Source organism: Noviherbaspirillum saxi (genome assembly GCF_003591035.1).
Taxonomy (GTDB): Bacteria; Pseudomonadota; Gammaproteobacteria; order Burkholderiales; family Burkholderiaceae_D; genus Noviherbaspirillum; species Noviherbaspirillum saxi.
In genome coordinates this window covers 1,917,575-1,939,934 of record NZ_QYUO01000001.1, presented here as the reverse complement: position 1 = coordinate 1,939,934, position 22,360 = coordinate 1,917,575, and the positions used below count along the sequence as shown (strand labels likewise).

Sequence of the window (22,360 nt, the reverse complement as noted above, 5' to 3'; positions counted from 1 at the left end):
TTGATCACGCCTTCATCAGTCTCGATGGTTGCGGTGCGAGCGGGTCATAGGCTTGCGCCTGTCCCGGCGCTGGCGCCGCTGCGGGTTGGGCCGCCGCTTCAGCGGAAGCGCCGGATGCCGGCGATATGGCATCCCAGGCGCCCTTCAGGCCCTTCAGGAGTTGGTAAATCTCGTCCAGCGTCTGCGGTTGGTTCTTCAGATTGGCCGTCAACAGCCGGTTGCTCATGTATTCATACAGCGCATCGAGGTTCAGGGCGATCTCGCCACCCACCTTTTTGTCGAGGCTGGCGCGCAAACCGTTATCGATAATGGAGATCGCATGTGAAATCGCCTTGCCCTTGGCGGCAATATCGCCCGTCTGCATGTGATGCTGCGCCGAAGCGACGGCGACCATCGCGCCTTCGAACAGCATCACGATGAGTTTGTGCGGGCTAGCCGCCGCCACGCCGGTCTCGACCCCGACTGTCGCATAAGCGTTTGCGCCGCTCCGCGTTGATCCAAACATGTATATCCCCTTTACCGGCTTCAACAGCTTGCTGCTTCATCATGTACCTGTTACCAGTGCCGGGGCAGGGAGGCGAGGCGCTTGATGCATCAGACTTTACAGACTTGATACTTTCGCACGCTCGCCAACTGCCGATTTCACGGACCGGGCACACGCCGACGGCGATTTACGACCGCCCCGGCTTGCCTACAAAACCATCACCAGTGATTTCAGCTGATAAGCATAGCCATTTATCGGCTTTGCCAAATCGAACTTTAGAGGGCAATTTATACGCTTACTCTGCAACGCTTCAGGCTTTTTGCCGAATTAGCAAGCCATGCGACTGATCGAGCGTCTTGGAAATACGCAGCGCTTCCTCAGTCGGCATTTGCCGGATCACTTCCTTGGTTTGGCGGTCCAGCACCTTGACCACGGTGCGGTCAGTGTCCTCATCCAGCGCAAATTCAAGGCTTTGCGAGCGCTCTTCGAGTGCCTTGTTGATACTTTTGAGCGCTTGCGATACTTGCCCAAGGCTGGGAACCGTTGCCGGTTGCTCAACCGCCGCCGCGGTCTGCACCGTGGCGGCGGCACTCCGTGCCGCCAGCAGGGTCTCGGCGGCAGAGATGCCTTCACTGCGCGCCGCCCCGGGTGGGCTGTTATTGCCGATCACGCTAATGTCCATGATGTCCTCCATTGCAGAGAAAGCCCGAACTTTTGCCCGGGAAAATAAACTAATACCTGAATTGCCGTATGGAAAACCCATTTGGCGCCTGCAACTATTAACGGCTGCATGTGAAAAGAATTTAGGCTTCGACAACATTTATTTGTATAAAAAGCCAATTTCGAGAACAGTTGCCCTTTTTCAACGTTTCATTGCAGATTGATCGCTCAAGACGCGCGGTAATCTTCCGATAGTCTCTACAACGTCCGTGAGTGATTCCATGTTTGACGATAAATCCATACTCATTACCGGCGGTACCGGCTCGTTCGGCAAGAAGTTCATCAAGACTATTCTTGCCCGATACAAGCCGCGCCGCGTTATCGTCTTTTCACGCGACGAACTCAAGCAATTCGAGATGCAGCAGGTGTTCAACGACCCGGCGATGCGTTACTTCCTGGGCGATGTGCGCGACGGGCAGCGCTTGCGCCAAGCAATGCGCGGGGTCGATTTCGTGGTGCACGCGGCGGCGCTCAAGCAGGTTCCGGCAGCCGAATACAATCCGATGGAATGCATCAAGACCAATATCCACGGTGCCGAGAACGTCATCAATGCGGCCCTGGAAAACGATGTCGAAAAGGTCATTGCGCTGTCGACGGACAAGGCGGCCAACCCGATCAATCTGTATGGGGCAACCAAGCTGGTGTCCGACAAGCTGTTTGTGGCGGGGAACAATATCGCGGGCGGGCACAAGACACGCTTCGCGGTGGTCCGCTACGGTAACGTGGTCGGCTCGCGCGGATCCGTCGTGCCGTTTTTCCGCAAGCTGATCGACGAAGGCGTCAAGGAGTTGCCGATCACCGATCCGCGCATGACGCGGTTCTGGATCACCTTGCAGGATGGAGTCGATCTGGTGTTCAAGAGTTTCGAGCGCATGCATGGCGGAGAAATCTATGTGCCCAAGATTCCTTCGTCGCGGATTACGGATCTGGCTGCGGCGATGGCGCCTGAGTTGCCTACTAAAATGATCGGCATTCGTCCTGGGGAAAAGCTGCACGAGACCATGTGCCCGGCGGACAACGCGCATCAGACGCTGGAGTTCAAGGATCACTATGTAATCTGTCCGGCAATTACCTTTGCGGTGCAGTCGGATTACAAAGTCAACCGGCTTGGCGAAATCGGCAACTCTGTTGGCGAAGGCTTCGAATACAGTTCAGGGATGAACCCGGAGTTTCTTAGCATCGCAGAACTTCAGGCGCTTGAGGCGACTTTCGAGCCATGATTCCCTACGGCCGTCAGGACATCAGCGAGGAGGACATCCAGACCGTCGTTGACGTCTTGCGCTCGGATTTTCTGACGCAAGGCCCTGCTGTTGAGCGATTCGAACAAGACGTGGCGCGGTACTGCGGCGTTAAATATGCCGTCGCGGTCACCAATGCGACCTCGGCTCTGCATCTTGCCTGTCTGGCGGCCGGACTCGGGCAGGGCGACGTCTTTTTGACCTCGCCCAACACCTTTGTCGCATCAGCGAATTGCGGCCTGTATTGCGGGGCAAGCCCGGATTTTGTCGACATCGACCCGCGGACATACAACCTCGACGTCACTGCCCTCGAAGAAAAGCTGGTGCGCGCCGAACAACAGGGCAAAACGCCGAAACTTGTGATCCCCGTGCATTTCGCGGGCCAGTCCTGCCACATGGAACGTATCGCCGAACTCAGCGCTCGTTTCGGGTTCTCGGTGATCGAGGATGCATCCCATGCGGTCGGCGGAAGCTACCTCGGCGCTCCGGTCGGTTCGTGCCGGTTTTCCGATATGACTGTATTCAGCTTCCATCCTGTCAAAATCGTAACGACGGGCGAGGGCGGCATGGTATTGACGAACCGGACGGATCTCTACGAAAGACTGATTTGCCTGCGCTCACATGGCATCACGCGCGATGCCCGCCGGATGGATCGCGCACCTGACGGGCCTTGGTATTACCAGCAGAGTGAACTCGGATTCAATTACCGCATGACCGACATCCAAGCCGCGCTCGGAAGCAGTCAGTTGCAGCGGTTAGACCAGTTCGTCGAGCGGCGGCGCTTGCTTGCACGGCGCTACGACGCCGCGCTGTCCTCACTGCCTCTGACCTTGCCCTGGTGTGCGCCGGATGCTTCATCCGCGTGGCACCTTTACGTAGTGCGGCTGCATGTGCAGGAATGCGCAAAGGCCCATCGTGAGGTGTTTGAAGAGTTGCGCGCGCGAGGTATCGGCGTAAATCTCCATTACATACCTGTCCACACGCAGCCGTACTACCGCAGATTCGGATTCGCGCAGGGAGACTTTCCTGCGGCGGAACAGTACTATCGCGAAGCGATCAGCCTGCCAATGTTCTACGGCATGTCCGAAGATATGCAGGATCAGGTTATCGATGCACTTTACGGGGTGCTGGCATGAGGGTCGCGATCATCGTACAGGCACGGATGACGTCGACAAGGCTTCCTGGCAAGGTATTGAAAGAGGTGCTGGGCAAGCCTTTGCTCGAATACCTGATCGAGAGATTGAAACGTGTTAACGCCGCCAGCGTTATTGTGATTGCCACGACTACCAATGATTCCGATGTACCGATCGTGGAACTTTGCGACCGTCTTGGTGTTGCGGTTACACGCGGATCCGAGCAAGATGTGCTCGCCCGCTACTATGAATCTGCGAAAGCGCACGGGGCCGACGTGGTGGTAAGGATCACCTCCGATTGCCCCGTCATCGATCCGGCCATCATCGATCAGGCGATCCGCTACCATGCCGACAATGCCGGTCGATTCGATTATGTGACAAACGCGTTTTCCAAGACCTATCCGAACGGGATGTCGGTGGAGGTATTTTCCTTCCGGGTGCTGGAAGAGGCCTATCGGGAGGCATCGGCCGAACCGGAGCGCGAACATGTGACACCTTTCATCTACTTGCGGCCGGAGCGTTACGGCATAGGTCAGCTTGCCTATCCAAGGGATTTAAGCGGCCATCGCTGGACCGTGGATACGGCCGAGGATTTCGAATTGATACGTCTTATCATCGAGGCGCTCTATCCTGGCAACCCTGAATTCGGACTTGAAGATATCGCGGAAAAACTGAATGAAAATCCCCATTGGGCACTCATCAATGCCCATGTGGTGCAGAAGAAATTAGGCGAATAAGGAACCGCAATGGCATCCGAATATAAAACCGAGCAGGAAGCGTTCTGGGCCGGTAATTTTGGCGATCAGTACATCGAGCGTAATCAGGGAGCAGCAATGCTGGCGGGTAACCTGGCGCTGTTCAGCCGGATTCTTGAGAGGACCCGTAATGTCGGATCCGCGATCGAGTTCGGCGCAAACATCGGGATGAACCTTGCCGCATTGCGCCTGCTGGCGCCGGGCATAGACTTGTCGGCCATTGAAATCAATGCCAAGGCGGCCAGCGTGTTGGAGCAACAGGGCGGCATCAAGGTTTATCCGCAGTCGATTCTTGATTTTCAACCGGATGTTAAGCGCGATCTGGTGTTGATCAAGGGCGTGCTGATTCACATAAACCCGGACAGCCTCGCACAAGTGTATGACCTGCTGTATCAGACGGCCGGACGATATATCTGCATCGCTGAATACTACAATCCTGCACCTGTCGAGGTACTTTACCGCGGCAATGCCGGGCGTCTGTTCAAGCGGGATTTCGCGGGAGAGATGCTCGACCGCTTCCCGGAGCTGCGGCTGGTGGATTACGCGTTCTGCTACCGGAGAGATAACCAGTTCGCGCAAGACGACATTACCTGGTTTCTGCTGGAGAAGCCTGCCGCATGAACATCGGCATCCGCACCGACTCTTCGACCGCGATTGGCACCGGCCATGTCATGCGTTGCCTGACGCTTGCAGACGCATTGCGCGCCGCAGGTGCCCGCGTCGTCTTCGCCTGCCGTGACCTGCCAGGGAATCTGAACGCCTATATTTCCAGCAAGGGCTACGCTGTGCATACATTAGCGGGCATTGAAAACCTGGTGTGGGAAGAGGACGCCGCGCATATGAAGGCATTGCTCGCCAGCGAGCCAACGGCGCCGGACTGGCTGATCGTCGATCATTACGCGCTCGACGCGCGCTGGGAATCCGCAATTCGACCCAGTGTAGGACGGATTATGGTGATCGATGACCTTGCAAATCGCCGGCATGATTGCGATCTGTTGCTGGATCAAAACTTCTATCCTGATGCGGAACTGCGTTATCGGGCACTTGTTCCCCCCCATGGCACTCAGCTACTCGGTCCGCGTCATGCATTGTTACGGCCTGAGTTCAACGACGCGGCGAGATATCGGAAGAAGCGTGACGGTGCCATATCGCAAATCTTCATTTTTTTCGGCGGAAGCGATCCTACGAACGAAACTGAAAAAGCACTCTGCGCCATTCGCAAGCTGGACCGCGCCGACCTGCATCTGGACGTCGTGGTGGGGAATGCGAATCCGAACCGGGATCGGATCGAAGCCTTGTGTGCGCAAATTCCAAATGCGGCTTTTCATTGCCAGATAGCGAATATTGCGACGCTGATGACGCGTGCGGACCTCGCCATCGGAGCCGGCGGCGCATCGACCTGGGAGCGCTGCTATCTGGGGCTTCCCGCACTCACCATCATTGTGGCCGACAACCAGGCAGAAACGACGCGCGCATTGGCGGATATCGGCGCCGTATGGAATCTCGGAACCGCTGACACAGTGACCGCCGACGCAATAGCGTGCGCGCTGGATGAAATCCTGAGCGATTCGGACGCCGTGTGCGGGAAGAGCCGAGCCGCGTTGCGTGTGATGGGAGTTGCCGATGACCGCCCCGTCGATGCTTCAGCGGCCGATGCTATCGCGGCCCGTCTTTTCGCTATGCTTAATGACCTTCGGTTAATCGAGGTGAACACATGAACGACTTGCTTCAACTGAACCGGTTCGGCTTTCACGAACTGAAAGAGAAACCGACGCCGGAGGCGCTCGAACAATGGTATGCGCAGACCTATTATCAGGATACGCCGGACACCGGATATGAGCAGGTGTATTCGGCCGAAGAGCAGGCATTCATCGAAAACAAGATCGCACAAAAATATCTTGTACTGGAAAGCCTGCGTGCGGGCGCCGATACCGTAGGGCAGCGTTTTCTCGATGTTGGTTGCGGCGAAGGCTGGAGCCTGAAGTATTTTGCCGAGAAAGCTTGGACGATTCAGGGGCTGGACTACAGCGAGTTCGGCTGCCGTCACCAGAATCCGGGATGTCTGGATCGGGTGACGACCGGCGACGTACATCACAACCTGAAAATCCTGGTAGAGAAGGGCATGCAGTATGAATGCATCTGGCTCGACAACGTGCTGGAGCATGTGCTCGATCCGCTTGCGATTTTAAGTGACATACATAAGCTTCTTGCACCCGAGGGCGTCCTTATGATCGAGGTGCCAAACGATTGTTCGGCCGTGCAGCATCACCTTCTGGACAAAGGCATCATTTCCCAAAGCTACTGGATTGCGCCATTCGAGCATATTTCCTATTTCAACAAGGATGGATTGCTTGCCCTTTGTGATGAAGCCGGATTGCGCTGCGAGGACCTGATGGCGGACCACGCCATTGATCTTTCATTGTTCAATCCGCGTACCAACTTCGTCGAAGACAAGGCTAGCGGAAAGGCTTGCCATCATCAGCGCATCGCCATTGAAAATTTCCTGCACGGTATCTCCCCGGAAAAAACCAATGCGCTTTACCGCGCCATGGCCGATATGGGCCTGGGGCGGCAGGTCATCGGATTCTTCCGTAAAAAATAATAGAAAGCCGCTGGAAATGCGCGTTGCGATACTCGGTGACATTCACGGCAATGCAGCTGCACTGCATGCCGTGCTTGACGCCGCGCGCAACGATGGTGTCGAGAAGCTGTTGGTGACGGGGGACCTTGTTGGGTATTACTTTTCGCCGTGCACCGTTCTGGAATTGCTTGAGCCCTGGGATAAATGCATCGTGCGAGGAAATCACGAAGCCATGCTGGCCGAGGCGCGTGTCAGCAGCTTGCGACTGGCCGACATTGAAGCCCGTTATGGAAGCGGTATTCGTGTGGCCCTGGACGAATTGTCGGACGCACAACTGGATGGGCTTTGCGAATTGCCACATCCTATGCACGTGATGATCGATGCATGCGCGATCCTGCTTTGCCATGGTGCCCCGTGGAATCTGGATGAGTATATATATCCGGATGCGCCGCAAGGCATCGTCGAGCGCTGCATTGGTGAAGCAAGGGACATTGTCATTACCGGCCATACGCATTATCCGATGCTGCGACAAATCGGCAAACGTGTTCTCGTCAATCCCGGCTCCGTGGGACAGCCTCGGGACCGCCAACCCGGCGCGGCCTGGGCCCTGCTGGATTCGGTCAGCGGAGAGATTTCCTTGCGGCGCGAGTATTACGATATGCAGCCATTGATTGAGGAAGCCCGGCGCAGACATCCTGAGCTTCCTTATCTGGCGGAGGTACTATGCCGCACATGAAAACCATACTGATCACGGCAATAGGCGGCGATATCGCACAGGGAGTGGCGACAGTCTTGCGGGAGGCGCGCCCAGAGTACCGGCTGATCGGCGTTGACTTGCATGACCAGCATGGCGGCACACTGTTCGTCGACGCCTTCCATCGGATTCCGGCAGCGTCGGACGCCGGTTATCTTGAAGCGTTGAAGGCTGTGGTCGACCGCGAAGGCGTGGATATCGTGTTGCCGGTTTCAGAGCCCGAGCTGGCAGTGCTGGCTCGAAAACGATTTGCCGGCGTAACGTGGCTTACATGCGGCGAGCAAGCCGTGGCCGCCGGTCTCGATAAACTGGCTACCGCACAGCGCCTTGCGTCGCTCGGCTTGCCGGTACCCTGGACATTGGCGGCGGATGAAGGACTTCCGCCACAATTTCCTTGTATCTTGAAAAGTCGGACCGGCTCGGGATCGCGCTCGGTCTTTGTCGTCAAGGATAGCGACGATGTCGCCTATCTGCTCAAGCGTGTCCCTGATGCGGTGTATCAGGAACTGCTGCTGCCTGCCGATCGTGAAGTGACTTGTGCGGTATTCCGCGCGCAGGACGGCAGGGTCGCGACATTGCAAATGCTGCGCAAACTGGTTGGCGGCTTTACCGGATGGGCACGGATCATCGATGATGCGGCGACGGCGGAAATGTGCAAGGCGATTGCCGAAGGCCTGGACGTAAAGGGCAGCATCAATGTGCAACTGCGTCTCACAGCCCAGGGGCCGCGGGTTTTTGAAATCAATCCGCGATTCTCATCGACCACCTTGATGCGGCATCGACTCGGCTTCAGCGATGCGGTTTGGGCGCTCGACGACGTGGAAGGACGACCGTTTAAGATGGCCTCGGTAGTGCCGGGAGCTATTGCAGTACGTGTTCAAAATGCAGCGGTGGTCGTTCCGGCCAACTGTTGCACAATAGGGAGTCAGCAAGGATGAAATCGCATTCCATTCAGATTGGCAAGCACGCGGTCGGACTGGGTCATCGGCCGTTCGTCATTGCGGAAATGTCAGGCAATCATAACCAGTCACTGGAGCGTGCGCTGCAGATCGTGGAAGCCGCCGCAGCAGCGGGTGCGCATGCGCTGAAGATACAGACCTACACCGCCGACACCATGACGATTGATGTGGACGAGGGCGAGTTCTTCATTTCGCATCCGGACAATCTCTGGAAGGGCAAGTCGCTCTATAAGCTGTATCAGGAAGCCTATACTCCCTGGGAGTGGCACCGTCCTATCTTCGATCGCTGCCGGGAACTTGGCATCATCGGGTTCAGCACGCCTTTTGACGAAACGGCTGTCGACTTTCTGGAAGAACTGCAGGTACCCTGTTACAAAATAGCTTCTTTCGAAAATACGGATATTCCATTGATACGCAGGGTCGCTGCGACTGGCAAGCCGGTCATTATCTCCACAGGCATGGCCAGTATTGCCGAACTGGATGAGACGGTACGTGCAGCGCGTGAAGCGGGTTGCAAAGACCTGATCCTGCTGAAGTGCACCAGCACCTATCCGGCAAGTCCCGAAAATACCCATATCCTGACCATTCCGCATATGCGGCAATTGTTCGGTTGCGAAATCGGCTTGTCCGACCATACCATGGGAGTCGGTGTTGCGGTCGGAAGCGTGGCGCTCGGCGCCACGGTAATTGAAAAGCATTTCACGCTGCGACGCGCGGATGGAGGAGTGGACTCTAGCTTTTCGCTGGAGCCGGAAGAGATGGCCTCGCTTGCGGTGGAGTCGGAGCGCGCATGGCAGGCATTAGGTAGGGTGCAGTATGGTCCTACCGAAGCGGAAAAGTCGTCGATGGCTTACCGCCGCTCGTTGTATGTGGTAAAGGACATGGCGGCCGGCGAGAGCTTTACGCGGGAAAATGTGCGCGCAATCCGTCCTGGAAACGGACTGCCGCCAAAACAGATCGACACCGTATTGGGCCGTCAGGCAAAACGGGCGCTGCGCAAAGGTACAGCGCTTCAATGGGACATGATGCAATAAGGCGACGATGGGACGTATCTGCATTCTTGATTACGGGTCGGGCAATACCCGATCGGTATTCAATCTGTTTTCCTCCGTTGCGGAGGACGTGGTCATATCAAATGCGGCCGCCGATATCGCATGCGCTTCGCATATTGTGCTGCCCGGTGTCGGCGCCTTTGCAGCCGCGATGCGCAAGATCCGGGACACCTTGCCCATGGAGGTTTTGGAAGAAGCTGTTATGGGTGCGAAGAAACCCTTCCTCGGAATTTGCGTCGGCATGCAAGTCATGGCAACGCAGGGCAGGGAATTCGGCGAATGCGATGGTCTGGGCTGGATACCTGGCCGGGTCGAGCAGATGGCTACCGACGGGCTGCCGTTGCCGCACGTGGGCTGGAACAACGTCACATCGCACGGATCGACACCTTTGACCGACGGACTGGGCGACGCGCCCGATTTCTATTTCGTCCACAGCTTTGCGTTCAAACCCGAATGTGCTGAACATGCGATCGCGACTACCGAATACGGCGAGCGATTCTGCAGCGTCGTTCGTAAGGAAAACCTGTTCGGTGTGCAGTTTCATCCGGAGAAAAGCCAGCGAACCGGCATTCGCCTGGTAAAGAATTTTTTGGCGCTGTCATGAAAAAGAAACGACTCATTCCGGTGCTATTGCTCCGTAACGGCTGGCTGGTCCAGAGCAAGCAATTCAAACGTTACCAGAATCTCGGCAATCCGGTGTCGGCAGTCAAGCGCCTGAGCGAGTGGGCATCCGACGAGCTGATTTATCTCGACATTACCCGCGACAATTCCTACGACATGCGGCGCGATGATCTGGGACATCCAAACCGTCACAGCATCCTGGATATCATCGACGACGTGTCGAAGGTCGCATTCATGCCTATTACGGTCGGTGGACGCATCCGCACGCTGCAAGACATCGAGCAGCGGCTTGCGCTCGGCGCGGACAAGATTTCTCTGAATACCGCGGCGATCGACAATCCGCAGTTCGTCGAAGCGGCGGCACGCGAATTCGGCTCGCAATGCATTGTCGTTTCAATCGACGTCAGGCTGGACGGAGAGGCTTATCGCGTGGTTACCAAGGGAACGAGCCAGGTCACCGACCATACACCCGAAGATTGGGCCGGCAGGGTGGAGCAGTTGGGAGCAGGGGAAGTACTTGTCAATTCGGTCGATCGGGACGGCATGAAAAACGGTTATGACCTCGATTTGCTGGATCGCGTTGCGCGCCGCGTACGGATTCCCGTCATTGCATGTGGTGGTGTCGGTGACTGGGAACACCTTGCGGATGCGTTGGAACAGACGGACGTCGATGCGGTCGCGGCCGCCAATATTTTTCACTATAGCGACCAGAGTGTCTATCTGGCGAAAAAATACCTGCATGAACGCGGACTGAATGTACGGCCCGCGGATCTGCTTGCAATTTGAGGAGTCACGATGCACGACCATATGAGCTACTGCAACCGCTGCATGTATCCCGCTGTGGCGGTCAATCTTTCGGTGGACGATGAGGGCATTTGCTCAAGCTGCCGCGTTGCTGAAGAGTTCGAAAAGCTGACTCCGGAATTCTGGGAAAAGCGCCGCCTGCGGTTTGAAAAAACCATCGAGGAAATCCGCAAGACAAACAAGTCGGATTATGATTGCCTGATTCCCGTCAGCGGGGGCAAGGACAGCTATTTCCAGACGCACATGATGGCTGCCGAATACGGACTCAAGCCCTTGCTGGTTACCTATCATGGCAATAATTATCTGCCGGAAGGCGACTTCAACCGCGACCACATGCGCCATGCGTTCGACGCCGATCATCTGGTGTTCGGGCCCAGCGTCGAGGTGTTGAAGAAACTCAATCGCCTGTGCTTTCGAAAAATGGGGGACATGAACTGGCATGCCCACTGCGGCATCATGACCTATCCGATCCAGATCGCGATCAAGTTCAAAATTCCCCTCATGATGTGGGGCGAGACGGCATGGGACATCTCGGGAATGTATGAACCCGACGACTTCGTCGAATTCAGTGCACGCATGCGCCATGAACATGCGCTTCGCGGCTATGAATGGTACGACATGCTCAACGATCCGCAGGAACCGCTTAGGGAAAAAGATTTGTCCTGGGCGAAATATCCATCGGATGAAGAGATACTGTCGGTCGGTGTGCGCGGCCTGTATATCGGTAACTTCTTCAAGTGGGACCCGAACCAGCATAGTCGAATGGTGCAGGAAAAATACGGCTGGAAGGCAGCGGATCGGCCGTTTGAAAGGACTTATCGCACCATGTCCAATCTGGATGATCGCTACGAGAACGGCGTCCATGATTTGCTGAAGTTTATCAAGTTCGGTTATGGCCGCGCTTCCGACCATGCATCGAAAGACATCCGGACCGGATACATGGATCGCGCGCGCGGGATCGAGATGGTGCGCAAGCATGATCATGTCGTCTCGCAGGATCTTTATTACTGGCTCAACTATGTCAGCATGAGCGAAGACGAATTCTGGGCAACGGCAGATCGCTTCCGTGACCCGCGTGTATGGTGGATTGAAGACGGCCAATGGTGGAAGGACAATATCTGGGGCCAGGCCTCGGCCTATGGATCGGTACACCTGCCGAAAGAATCCTGGCAAAAGTACTTCAGACGCTAGACGTGTACGTTCGATCCACCTTGTGAAACCTGCGCTGCATGCGCGGCCCGATATCCATGAATCATCTTCGCAGAAATACTCCCAGTAAAGCCGATCTCCTGTTTCACAAGGCGTTCACAACGCATCAGATGGGGGACCTGGAAACTGCCGAGGAGTTGTATCGGCGCGCTTTGCAAAAGAGCCCTTCAGACATGGAGACGCTGTACCTGCTCGGGACCGTGTGCAGCCAGCAGGGCAAGTTCGACGATGCGGTCAAGTATCTGAAGAAGTCGCTTCAGCTTGCGCCCAATCATCCGGAGGCCCTGAACAATCTGGGCCTTACCCTGAAAGGCATGCTCAAGGAAAAGGAGGCAATCGCCTATTACCGTCGCGCGCTTGCAGTGCGGCCCGACTATGCCGATGCCTATAACAACCTCGGCGGCGCTTTGGAAACCATAGGCGAACTCGACGAAGCCGAACAGTATTTAAGAAAAGCGCTCGTTCTCAATCCGCATTTGGCGGATGCTTATTACAACCTCGGGATGGTGCTTAAGGGCAAGGATCGTTTCGAGGAATCCGTTCACTGCTTCCTGCGCGGCATGGAAATGAAGCCGGGCGTCGCGATCGCCTATGACCATCTGGGAAGCATTTACAAATTCTGGGGGCGTTTCGACGAGGCTTTGACCTGTCTCGACCGCGCGATACTGATGAAGCCCTCGCTTTATAGCGCACACAATAACCGCGGTGCGGTACTGGAGGAGCTTGGACGTTTCGATGAGGCGCTCGCCGAATACGAGAGGGCGGTCGAGCTTGATCCGAACGAGGCGACGCCGCGCTGGAACCAGGCCTTTCTATTCCTGCGTCAAGGCATTCTCGATCGCGGCTGGGAGGCCCATGAGCTGCGCTTGAAGGTAGGGCAGGTCCTGGAGCGTTTTCCTTATCCGCAATGGGACGGCAGTTCTCTGGAAAACAAAACCATTCTCGTCTATGCCGAGCAAGGCTTAGGGGATGAAATCCTGTTTGCATCCTGTTTCGCGGACATCATTGCACGGGCGAAGCATTGTGTGATCGAATGCGAGCCGCGTTTGGCCCCGTTGTTTACCCGCACCTTTCCGACGGCGACAGTTGTCGGCGCGCCGCGCTTCGAGATCGGCTGGCTCGTCAACATTCCAAAGATCGACGTACAGATTCCTGCGGGCAGCCTCCCGCGCTTTTTCCGGCCTACACTTGATAGTTTTCCTGCTCGCCCGCAATACCTGATTCCAGACGCTGGGCGGGTGGAGCATTGGCGTTCGCGGCTGGCCTTGCTGGGGCCCGGCTTGAAAGTCGGTATCTGCTGGCGAAGCGGCCTGCGCAAGGGTGAGCGCCATAAGTACTATAGCCAGATTTCGCAATGGGGCGCCATCTTCGCGGTCCCCGGCGTGCATTTCGTGAACCTTCAGTATGGAGAGTGCGCCGAAGAACTGCTGGAGGCTGAACAACTGTTCGGCATAAAGATCGCCTCGTATTCCGACATTGACCTGCGCAACGATATCGACGATTCGGCGGCGCTTATGGCGAGTGTCGACCTCATGATTTGTGCCTCCACTTCCGTTTCGGAAATCGGCGGAGCCGTTGGCGTCGAGCAGTATCGTTACGATCCCTTCGGGCGGCACTGGGACGTCCTTGGATGCTCGGATCGCATGCCGTGGCATCCTTCCATACGCTTGTTCCAGCAGCATACGCAATATGACTGGGATACGCAGTTGGCTACCGTGGCTGCAGTGTTGAAAGAACGGGTATGCGGTGTGGAGCAAGCGGAATACGTCGAACTCTCCGACCACACGCGGATTGCCGTAAGCGGTTCCGTGGGTGATATGGCGAGCTATGTATTGAAGGAGCAGCAAGGGTGGATGGAGGCAGAGCATGCCTTTGCGCTGGCGGTTGCGCGTCCGGGCATGCAAGTGGTGGATACGGATGCCGGACTTGGTGAATACGCGATTCCTTTGGCAAAAAAAGTGGGCGACGGAAAAGTGTTCGCATTGACCCGTACTGCCGATCATGCCAGCTTGCTGATGAAGTCCCGGGCAGAGAACCAACTCGAGGAGACGCTCAGCGTGTCCATCGCAGCCGGTGTGATTTCACTCGATACCGAGATGGATCGCCAGGGTTATCGTGATGCATCGATAGTCCGGATCGCCGCCGACACGAGTACGATGGATATGCTTTCTGCCAGCATGCGGTTTTTCTCTGTCCAATCGCCGCTGATTCTGTTCGGCATTACGCCGGGCGGCGGATTCGACGTCGCGGTCGTCGAATGGTTTGCCAACCGCGGATATGGATTGTATCGGCTGGTGCCCGGCCTCAATCTCCTCATTCCGTGCTCTTCCACCAGTGAGCTGGATCAGTATTCCCGCAATCTGTTCGCAGCCAGAGCAGAACGTGCGGAAGCGCTCGAGCAGCGTGGGTTGCTGATTCGCAGCGCCAATGCGTTAAGCAGCTTTCCGGGTATCGACCGCACTGACTGGCAGGATTTTCTAAAACGTTTTTCCTATGCCGTTCGTTCGATGGCCGCTTGGATTGACCCAGCGGAACGCCAGAGCGGATGGGAGGTGTATTGGATGGGCTTGCATCTCTTTGCAATGGCGAAATCCGATCGACCTGCCGCAGAACGTTTTGCCTGCCTGCAGGCCGCCTTGAATGTCCTCACTACATTGGCTCAGGAAAAGGCAACACTGCCGCGCCTGCTAAGTCTTGCACGTGTGCTCATCGAGGCCGGAAGAAGGGAGATGGCTGTCAATCTTTTGAATCAGATTTGTTCGCTGATCCAGTCAGGCTTGCATTGTTCGCTGGATGAACCATGCTTTGCTCTCGACGCGCATTATGAGCAAACCGATCCTGGTGAGCGCATATCGGATTGGATCGTCGCAATGGTGCTGGAGTGCAGGGAACGCTTGCGCGCGTTTTCAAGTTTCTTCACGCTGGATGAGGGATTGGCGGTACTTGAGGAAGTCCACGCGTCTGGCTTTGCGAGCGACGAAGTTGCAAGACGTATCGTCTTGATTCAAAGGCGCCAGAAAGCGGTTTTGCAGGCCACTGATTGAAGCTCGAAGTATTCGGCAGCGGCCTGCTCTGTCGAGCCTGCTAGCTCACGGCAGACCGTAAGTTTTCTTCAGCTTCTTTCCTGTGTCGATGCTGCCCAATTGTGCCTGCAACCCCTTCATTCCGCTATCGGCAAGGGCGCGTGTGTCGGCATCGATCGCAAGAATTGATTCAAGCAGCATTCTTTTCTGCAGCCCGTGCGCGCCTTGCCAAGACAGCGTGTCGACAAGCTTCAATTCCTGCTCAATCGAAGTGCGTGACTGCTCGAGCGCGACGAGTGTGTCCCAGTCAGCCTGGCTTGCTGCGTTCAGCATATCCCGGGACAAACGCTCCATATCCTTGTAGCGCTCCAGAAATCGCAAATTACTCACTTTTACCCTTCAATCTTTGGAAGGTTAGCTAGTTGTTGCGTCAGAAAACTACTCGTGGCATTCATCTTGCTGATCAAGGTATCCAATGAGGTGAACTGTGCCATATAACGCTTCTCAGTCGCCGCCAGTTGTACGTTCAGTGCCGTGGCACGCTTCTGCAAATCCGCAATATTATTGTTGACACTGGTCGTGCTATTGGCAATTGATCCCGTGCTGGACAATACGTCATCGAGGAGCTTGTTCAGGTTGTACGCATAACCCTTCGAAAAATTGACTGTGCCGCGTGCGCCGGGTATTCCGCCGACGACCTGCACCCGCAGACCTTCGGCATCGTTGCCAGTTGCGCCTGTAAGAAGCTGGCCCGAACCCGTAGCGGCGACGCCGTTTATCTTTCCGACGATATCTGCGCCGATGGTTGCCGATGGGCTGGCGCCAAACAAGTTGGCGGCGCCGGACCCGCCGGCAATGCTTACTGCGGAACTGACGCCGTAGCGATTGGAGTTCACGGTGAGCACTCCGGCCGACTCGGACACGGTTACCGCGATGCCGGCTGAGGTAAAGCTCGTCGCGGCATTTGCTGTCGACTGGATCAGCGCGGCGAGCGTGCTTGCCGTGTAGGTACCCGCTGCCAGGGTAATGGTCGCAGTGGTTCCATTGACGCCCAGCGAAAGCTGATCGTTGACCCCGGTCTTGATGGTTGCGACCGAGGACGTCGTCGGTGCGCCTCCGAGCAAACTGGTAGCGCCGGTATTGCCGGGAAATCCCCCGTCGTCCGTGACGCTCACCGCGGAGGCCGAGCCGAATGCGTTAGACGTTATGCTGAGTCGGCCGGCGCTTTGGGTCACGGTTACCTGGCCTGTCTGGCTTGCGGCAGTTAGAGCAGTATTGATATCGGCCTGGACTTGGGCGGCCAGTGCGTCGGCGTTGGCGTAAGGTGCTCCGGGAGTGAGCGTAACGGAGATTGCGCTGCCGCCATCCACCGAGACCAGTAACTTGTCGTTTACGCCTGCCGTTACCGTCAGATCGGCCGCAGCGGACCCCGTCAGCCGTGCCTGAGTGGCCGGCGCCGATCCGGTCACCTTTCCTTGTGTCGCAAGCGTTGTAACCTCTACCGCATAGCTGCCCGCCTTGGTGTTACCCGTCGCGCTGACATAACTGGTCAGACTGTCCGTTGCCTTGCCGAACGACGCGAACAGAGAAGCAAAATCACCGAAGTTGCTGGACAAGGCCGATTGCAGCTTGGCGTTGTCGAGTGACAGGGTGCCGTCCTTCAGAAACGAAAGGCCGACCTGACTAAGATTGGTCAGCGTGTTGCTGCCAAGCCCGCTCAGCGCACCGGAAAGTGTGCTTCGGATCCGGGACTGGATCATCTGCATCGATGCATCTCCCATCAGCAGGCCGCCTTGCTTGGTGGTGGCGTTATAGCGGGTCAGCGTATTGAGCGTGGTGTTGATCGAATTATATGACTGCACCAGCGACTGCAGCGCGGAAGCGATTGCGGACGTGTTGTTCGCGATTGACAGGTTCGTGCTTCCCGCCTTTGTCAGGTTGAGCGTCACACCACTGATCGCGCCGGTTACCGAGTTTGATGCGCTGCTGATGGCAAGGCCGTTAACCGATAGCGCAGCATTCTGCGCGGCCGAAGTCTGTGTCAGGTTTTGCGTACCCGCCGGGTCGTAACTCAACAGGCTGGAAATCGATGCATCGCCGCCGTCCGACGTGATCTTCATACTCTTGGACAGGCCGGTGCTGTTGGAGGTGATCAGCAGCCGATACGGTGTGGTGGGATTTCCGTCGTTGACGATTGACGCCGTGACGCCGACACCCGCCGAATTGATCGCATCGCGGATGCCTTGCAGCGAATTATTCGAGTTGTTGATCACGACGGACCCGGTTGCCTGTGTTGCATCCTGTGCAAACGACGCGCCGGTATAGGTGCCGCTTGCAAGCGAACCGCCGCTGATGGTTCCAAACTGAAAGGTCAGTGTCGTCGTGCCTGCGCCGCCAATGGCAGCGGTGGTGCTAGCCTGGCCCGCGCTCGATATGGTTTGCGACTGAGCAAGCGCGCTGACCGAAACGGTGTAATTGCCGGGGCTTGCCGCGCTGGTAGAGGAGGCGGACAGAATGCTGGAATCCGATGCCGACGCGGTGAGTGACTGAAACTTCGACACGTCACTCAAGCCCGAGATGGAGGACTGGAACGAAGACAGGGCGCCCTTGAGGCTTCCATAAGCGGTCAGTTTTGCCTGATAGCTGGCTTCTTTCTTTTGCAGGGTGGTTAGCGGTTGGCTTTCGACGGCCATTAGTTTGGAGACAAGTCCCGCTACATCGAGATTTGCGCCGACACCAGCTGACGACATAGCCATGCTTTCCTCCTTAGATGCTTCAATACTTTTCCAGCTAGAACTATATCTTTAAACGGCTGGTCTGTAATCCGGGAATAAGGCTTTTATGCGATCAGCGCATTGTTTCGACTGCCTTCCTTAAGATCAACCAGGACGTCATTGTTCCAACTATAAAAAAACCCGGCCGAAACTTCCGGCCGGGCTTGTTGCTGCATTAGCTGCCGCTTCCTGATTAGCGGAGCAGAGCCAGCACGCCGTTCGGGAGGCCGTTGGCCTGGGCCAGCATCGCAGTACCAGCCTGCTGCAGAATCTGACCGCGGGTCATATTTGCAGTTTCAGCGGCGAAGTCGGCATCGGTGATACGCGATTTCGCGGCTGTCAGGTTTTCCGATGTCGACTGCAGCGTGGAGATCGTCGATGTGAAGCGATTCTGGATCGCACCGAGATTCGCGCGGCTGGTGTTGATTGTCGAAATCGCATTATCGATCGCCGTAATCGCATCGTTCGCGCCGGAAGCCGTGGACACGTCGATGGTAGACAATGCCTGGCCGCTCTTGCCTGCGCCGTAGGTACCGGCATTCAGCATACCGAGGCTGGACATCGAAGCCGTCGATCCTGCTTCAACCTTGAACGACTTGGCGGAGTTCAATGTGAAGGTGCCGTAGGTTGTCGCTGTCAGCGTGACGCCGGTAGTGGCCGAAGCAAACGAGCCGGAGGACTGGCTTGCAGTCAACGCGACGTTACGGCCATCTTGGGCAATCAGTGTGACGCCGGAGCTGTCCGCGCCGCCATCAACCGCCACAACACCTGTCTGACCGCTCTTTGCATTGATTGCATTGATTACTGCGGTGCGGCTGGCCTGTGCATCCGTCGTAACGGTAACCAAATCGGTAGTGACGCCGTTGATGGTAAATGTACCTGTGCCTGCAGCGCCCGTCATCGCGGCACCGCTCACCGTTGTTGCATTTGCAGTCGCGGTCACGCCTGTCTGGCTGCTCACGGCGTTAATCGCCGCCGCCTTCGAGATCGCGCTCTTGGCCTGGTCTGTCGTGGACGACTTATCCGAAGCTGCAAGCGAGGCGCCGATAATGACGCCATTCAGTTTGATATCGCCGGAAGCGAAAGCCGCAGTAGTTGTATTTGCGGTTGTCGACGCATAAGCAGTCTGTGTCGCGTATGTGCCTGCGGTCACGCCGGCATTGGCGAGTTTCGATGCGGCGCCGGAGACGGTGATTGCTTTGGTGGAGGACAGTGTGTATGTGCCGTAGCCAGTGCCGGAGGTCACGCCGGTAGTGGCCGATGTAAAGGTACCGGAAGCGGAGCTGAAGGATACCGCCACGTTGCGGCCGTCGGCAGCTGCGAGGGAGATGCCGCTGCCGTCAGCGCCCGTGTCCGTTGCAACGACGCCGGTCTGTCCAGACATTGCGTTGATTGCAGAAATCACAGCTGTACGATTTGCGGCGGTATCTGTTCCCAGCGTGATCGTACCGCTTGTTTTTCCATTAATCGTGATGGTGCCGGTTCCCGCCGTACCGGTCATGGATGCGCCGGCCACCGTATTGACGTCGGCCTTTGCTGTTACGCCGGTTTGTGCCGATGCTGCATTAATTGCTGCGGCTTTGGAAATCGCACTTGAAGAGGCGCCTGCGGTCGAAGCATTGTCCGAAGCCGCCACCGAAGCGCCAATTGCCACGCCATTGATCGTCAGATCTGCACTTGCCAGCGCTGTGCCGTTGTTCGATGCGGTCAGGGACGAAGCCTGAGTGCTTCCGAGTTTGCTGGTGGAAGCATTGTCCATCGAAATGGAGATTGTCTGGTTGGCATTCGCGCCGACCTGGAACGCTTGGGATGTGAACGAACCGTCAAGCAGCTTGATTCCGTTAAATTCCGTGGTCTGTGCGACACGGCCGATTTCAGCGACCAGCGAAGCAACTTCTGTCTGGATTGTTGCGCGGTCGGAGTCGGAGTTTGTCGCGTTAGCCGACTGAACAGCCAGTGTACGCAGACGTTGCAAGTTGTCGGACATGCCGGACAACGCACCTTCAGCTGTCTGAGCCAGGGAAATCGCGTCGTTCGCATTACGTGCTGCCTGGCTCAGGCCGCCGATCTGCGAAGACATACGCTGGGAAATTGCCAGGCCAGCCGCGTCATCCTTCGCGCTATTGATGCGCAGACCGGAAGACAGACGCTGCAGAGCGGTCGTCAGCGAGCTGGACGAAGAGGACAAGTTCCGCTGTGCATTCAGGGACGCAATGTTGGTGTTGATCATGGATGACATATTAATTCTCCTGTATGGATCGGATAATTCCCGGCTGGCTCGTTCCAGCTTGCTTTGCCTCTTTCAGCCGAGGCATTCAACCGCTGTTGTTACCGTTATCGATCAAGACTGGAAAAACTTTAGCGACAAATTTAACTTTTATTTTTCCGGTCTTGCCGACTTTGCGCCGGGCACTTGCTTCATCGGACAAGCATGGGTTTTCTTTAGCGTCGAAAGAAATTATTTTCCTTGCCATCCCGCGCCGGAGCTAAGTTTTTGGGCGGTTCCGAGCGCTGATTGAGCGGTTCTTCCCAAGTAGGGCGCTTGGGAGATCAGGCGTGGTCTTCAGGTGGACGATGAGCGGAAAAAATAAAAATTCTCCGCATGCCTAAAGTATTTGGAAATGGTGCCGTTAAGGCGTTCTGCTATATGGAGAATTAGGTTTTTGATATCAAGAACTGGCGTGACCAAGCTGGCAAGAGATCAATGCAGCGACTTCATCCAGTACGCGCATTGCATTGTTGATTACGGCCTCCTCGTTGCCTGCCAAGCCGGCATCTGCAACCAGTCTTGCGCTCATACAGATGCGCAGGACGCTGACTTCGGTGCCGTCACGCATGCCAACAGCGACCGGCTGGCCGATTTCACACCCTGGACGCTCGTTGCCGTTTGCGAAAGCTTTGTCTCGCGCCTGACCGATACGCTGATAAACCAGAGCTACTTCCTCGCATGAGAGCGGGCGGCGGCCACATTTTTCTGCGGCGTATAGAAGAAATGGAAAGATCGTTTGTTTGCAATCCCATCCGGACGATGCAACATGCCCTCGATCGAGTGCTGGTACTGCAAGCGGCTCGAAGCGAGGGTCGCCTTGAAGCCGGGCGATAACCGCGTTGGAAAACGATTCAAGAATGGCGGTAACGCGGGCTTCCGGTACCGCGGCGAAGCGGCGCAATTCGGCAAGGCCGGCTTCCCATCTGAGCAGCTGGCCGTAGTTGGCGGTACTGTTCAAACGATCCGCACCGTACCAGTCGACTGGCCAGTCGGCACGCGATGAGTAATTCGATATTCCCTCCGACGGCAGTTGACGTCGTATGCCTGACGCCACGCCATCGGGGACCATGAGCACCCCGGCAAATGTGGGGCCGGTCAAGAACTTTGAAGCCGTCAGTGCGACCATGAAACCGTTTCCGAGATAGTTTTGCAGTGTTGCAGAACTGATCCGGAACTGGCAGGCATCGACCATCAGATCTATCGATTCCGGAAATGCGTTGCGTAAGGCAATCGCGCATGAAGGGCTGGGAGCAACCAGGCCGGTCTTCGAGACGTCGACGACGACAAGAAGGACACGGTGGTAAAGGGTGATAGCCTGACGAGCCAGATTCTCGATCTCGCAATCGATCTCCGCTGCATTGCGAGGTGTGCCGTCAGCATTGCGTACCGGCACCGTATGCAGCTGGATGGGGGCGTCGAGGCAGGATGTACCTTCGACGACTTGTTGTCCCAGCGCGGAGGAGGATGAAAAATGATGCCCTGTGACCGCCATCGGCACGCCGCGTCCGGTTTCCTCGACGCCGGCAATAATGACATCGAGGGGTTGCGTCCGATCACGAAGAGCAAGGCTGGCCGCAATGAGATGCAAGTCTGTTCCGGAAGCGGCGAAGATCATGTCCGGTTCAAGGCCTGTGCCGAACCCGCATAAACCGCCCAGTTCGCTGCGTATGCGTTCAAGCTCCCGTGCATATACGGTTGCCGGCGCGAGCGCGTGATCAGCCTGCAATTTTTTGCGCAAAGCGCTTGCCGCAATAAAACCGGCTTCCGAAATCGTGGACGCAGTCGAGGATCCGAATGCCAGCAATCGGCTGTCGGGTGCGGGCCTGCATCCGTATCTGTTTGCTCCACCGGGGCCGATGGCGATCCGGGCGTCACCACCGCTTGCCAGCAACTGCGAAACCGGGGGCAGCGATGCATCGGCAAACGTGCAAGGCGATGCCGGATCAGCGAGCTTCATATTGGAGCTCTACCAGTCGCATGCATG

Annotated in this window: 21 protein-coding genes; 15 read left to right on the top strand and 6 right to left on the bottom strand. The window is 56.6% G+C overall.

What is annotated here, in order from left to right; translation table 11 throughout:
* Positions 1-4: 4 nt before the first annotated feature.
* Together fliS and D3871_RS08975 are read right to left on the bottom strand one after the other, a co-directional pair.
* Positions 5-505, bottom strand: coding sequence for a flagellar export chaperone FliS (gene fliS / locus D3871_RS08980; protein WP_119768575.1), 501 nt, complete (start codon positions 503-505; stop codon positions 5-7).
* Positions 506-794: 289 nt separating this feature from the next.
* On the bottom strand, positions 795-1,166 hold the full coding sequence (locus D3871_RS08975) for a flagellar protein FlaG (protein ID WP_119768574.1): 372 nt from the start codon (positions 1,164-1,166) through the stop codon (positions 795-797).
* Here D3871_RS08975 and D3871_RS29730 point away from each other — a divergent pair.
* The 14 genes from D3871_RS29730 to D3871_RS08910 are packed head-to-tail and all read left to right on the top strand — an operon-like array spanning position 1,165 to position 15,354.
* Positions 1,165-1,368, top strand: a complete 204-nt coding sequence (locus D3871_RS29730; RefSeq protein WP_147376764.1) for a hypothetical protein — start codon at positions 1,165-1,167, stop codon at positions 1,366-1,368. The two genes, D3871_RS08975 and D3871_RS29730, sit on opposite strands and share 2 nt — an antisense overlap.
* Positions 1,369-1,425: 57 nt before the next feature.
* Positions 1,426-2,424, top strand: coding sequence for a UDP-N-acetylglucosamine 4,6-dehydratase (inverting) (pseB, locus tag D3871_RS08970; RefSeq protein ID WP_119768573.1), 999 nt, complete (start codon positions 1,426-1,428; stop codon positions 2,422-2,424).
* Complete coding sequence (pseC, locus tag D3871_RS08965) at positions 2,421-3,578, top strand: UDP-4-amino-4,6-dideoxy-N-acetyl-beta-L-altrosamine transaminase (protein WP_119768572.1); 1,158 nt, start codon at positions 2,421-2,423, stop codon at positions 3,576-3,578. The genes pseB and pseC overlap by 4 nt, the downstream gene beginning before the upstream one ends.
* Complete coding sequence (locus tag D3871_RS08960; protein ID WP_119768571.1) at positions 3,575-4,312, top strand: cytidylyltransferase domain-containing protein; 738 nt, start codon at positions 3,575-3,577, stop codon at positions 4,310-4,312. The genes pseC and D3871_RS08960 overlap by 4 nt, the downstream gene beginning before the upstream one ends.
* 9 nt (positions 4,313-4,321) lie before the next feature.
* Positions 4,322-4,951: a pseudaminic acid biosynthesis-associated methylase gene (locus D3871_RS08955; RefSeq protein ID WP_119768570.1), complete on the top strand. Its 630-nt coding sequence runs from the start codon at positions 4,322-4,324 to the stop codon at positions 4,949-4,951.
* On the top strand, positions 4,948-6,048 hold the full coding sequence (pseG, locus tag D3871_RS08950) for a UDP-2,4-diacetamido-2,4,6-trideoxy-beta-L-altropyranose hydrolase (protein ID WP_119768569.1): 1,101 nt from the start codon (positions 4,948-4,950) through the stop codon (positions 6,046-6,048). Before D3871_RS08955 ends, pseG begins: the two co-directional genes overlap by 4 nt.
* Positions 6,045-6,932, top strand: coding sequence for a class I SAM-dependent methyltransferase (locus D3871_RS08945; protein WP_119768568.1), 888 nt, complete (start codon positions 6,045-6,047; stop codon positions 6,930-6,932). The genes pseG and D3871_RS08945 overlap by 4 nt, the downstream gene beginning before the upstream one ends.
* A 16-nt stretch (positions 6,933-6,948) precedes the next feature.
* Positions 6,949-7,647 (top strand): metallophosphoesterase family protein, encoded by a 699-nt coding sequence (locus tag D3871_RS08940; protein ID WP_158597892.1) that lies wholly within the window; start codon positions 6,949-6,951, stop codon positions 7,645-7,647.
* The gene (locus D3871_RS08935) at positions 7,644-8,603 is read left to right on the top strand and encodes an ATP-grasp domain-containing protein (RefSeq protein WP_158597891.1); all 960 of its coding nucleotides are present in this window, start codon (positions 7,644-7,646) and stop codon (positions 8,601-8,603) included. Before D3871_RS08940 ends, D3871_RS08935 begins: the two co-directional genes overlap by 4 nt.
* On the top strand, positions 8,600-9,658 hold the full coding sequence (gene pseI / locus D3871_RS08930) for a pseudaminic acid synthase (protein ID WP_119768565.1): 1,059 nt from the start codon (positions 8,600-8,602) through the stop codon (positions 9,656-9,658). Before D3871_RS08935 ends, pseI begins: the two co-directional genes overlap by 4 nt.
* 7 nt (positions 9,659-9,665) lie before the next feature.
* Entirely contained in the window at positions 9,666-10,280 is a 615-nt protein-coding gene (hisH, locus tag D3871_RS08925; RefSeq protein WP_119768564.1) for an imidazole glycerol phosphate synthase subunit HisH, read from the top strand.
* On the top strand, positions 10,277-11,083 hold the full coding sequence (hisF, locus tag D3871_RS08920; protein ID WP_119768563.1) for an imidazole glycerol phosphate synthase subunit HisF: 807 nt from the start codon (positions 10,277-10,279) through the stop codon (positions 11,081-11,083). The genes hisH and hisF overlap by 4 nt, the downstream gene beginning before the upstream one ends.
* 9 nt (positions 11,084-11,092) lie before the next feature.
* Positions 11,093-12,292 (top strand): N-acetyl sugar amidotransferase, encoded by a 1,200-nt coding sequence (locus D3871_RS08915; RefSeq protein WP_199724744.1) that lies wholly within the window; start codon positions 11,093-11,095, stop codon positions 12,290-12,292.
* A 38-nt stretch (positions 12,293-12,330) separates the two neighbouring features.
* Positions 12,331-15,354 (top strand): tetratricopeptide repeat protein, encoded by a 3,024-nt coding sequence (locus D3871_RS08910; protein ID WP_119768562.1) that lies wholly within the window; start codon positions 12,331-12,333, stop codon positions 15,352-15,354.
* 45 nt (positions 15,355-15,399) lie between these two features.
* Here the strand turns inward: D3871_RS08910 and D3871_RS08905 are convergent, their stop codons facing one another.
* From D3871_RS08905 to D3871_RS08895, 3 genes are all read right to left on the bottom strand, one after another.
* Entirely contained in the window at positions 15,400-15,723 is a 324-nt protein-coding gene (locus tag D3871_RS08905) for a flagellar protein FliT (RefSeq protein ID WP_119768561.1), read from the bottom strand.
* Between the two features lie 2 nt (positions 15,724-15,725).
* Positions 15,726-18,089 (bottom strand): flagellar filament capping protein FliD, encoded by a 2,364-nt coding sequence (gene fliD, locus D3871_RS08900; protein ID WP_119768560.1) that lies wholly within the window; start codon positions 18,087-18,089, stop codon positions 15,726-15,728.
* A gap of 211 nt (positions 18,090-18,300) precedes the next feature.
* Complete coding sequence (locus D3871_RS08895) at positions 18,301-20,346, bottom strand: flagellin N-terminal helical domain-containing protein (protein WP_119768559.1); 2,046 nt, start codon at positions 20,344-20,346, stop codon at positions 18,301-18,303.
* Between D3871_RS08895 and D3871_RS29725 the strand changes: the two genes are divergently transcribed.
* Entirely contained in the window at positions 20,336-20,626 is a 291-nt protein-coding gene (locus tag D3871_RS29725) for a hypothetical protein (protein WP_147376763.1), read from the top strand. The genes D3871_RS08895 and D3871_RS29725 overlap by 11 nt on opposite strands.
* A 150-nt stretch (positions 20,627-20,776) precedes the next feature.
* Here D3871_RS29725 and D3871_RS08890 read toward each other — a convergent pair whose 3' ends face one another.
* A complete protein-coding gene (locus D3871_RS08890) occupies positions 20,777-22,333 on the bottom strand; it encodes a hypothetical protein (protein ID WP_119768558.1) in 1,557 nt (518 codons plus the stop codon).
* Between the last annotated feature and the right edge of the window lie 27 nt (positions 22,334-22,360).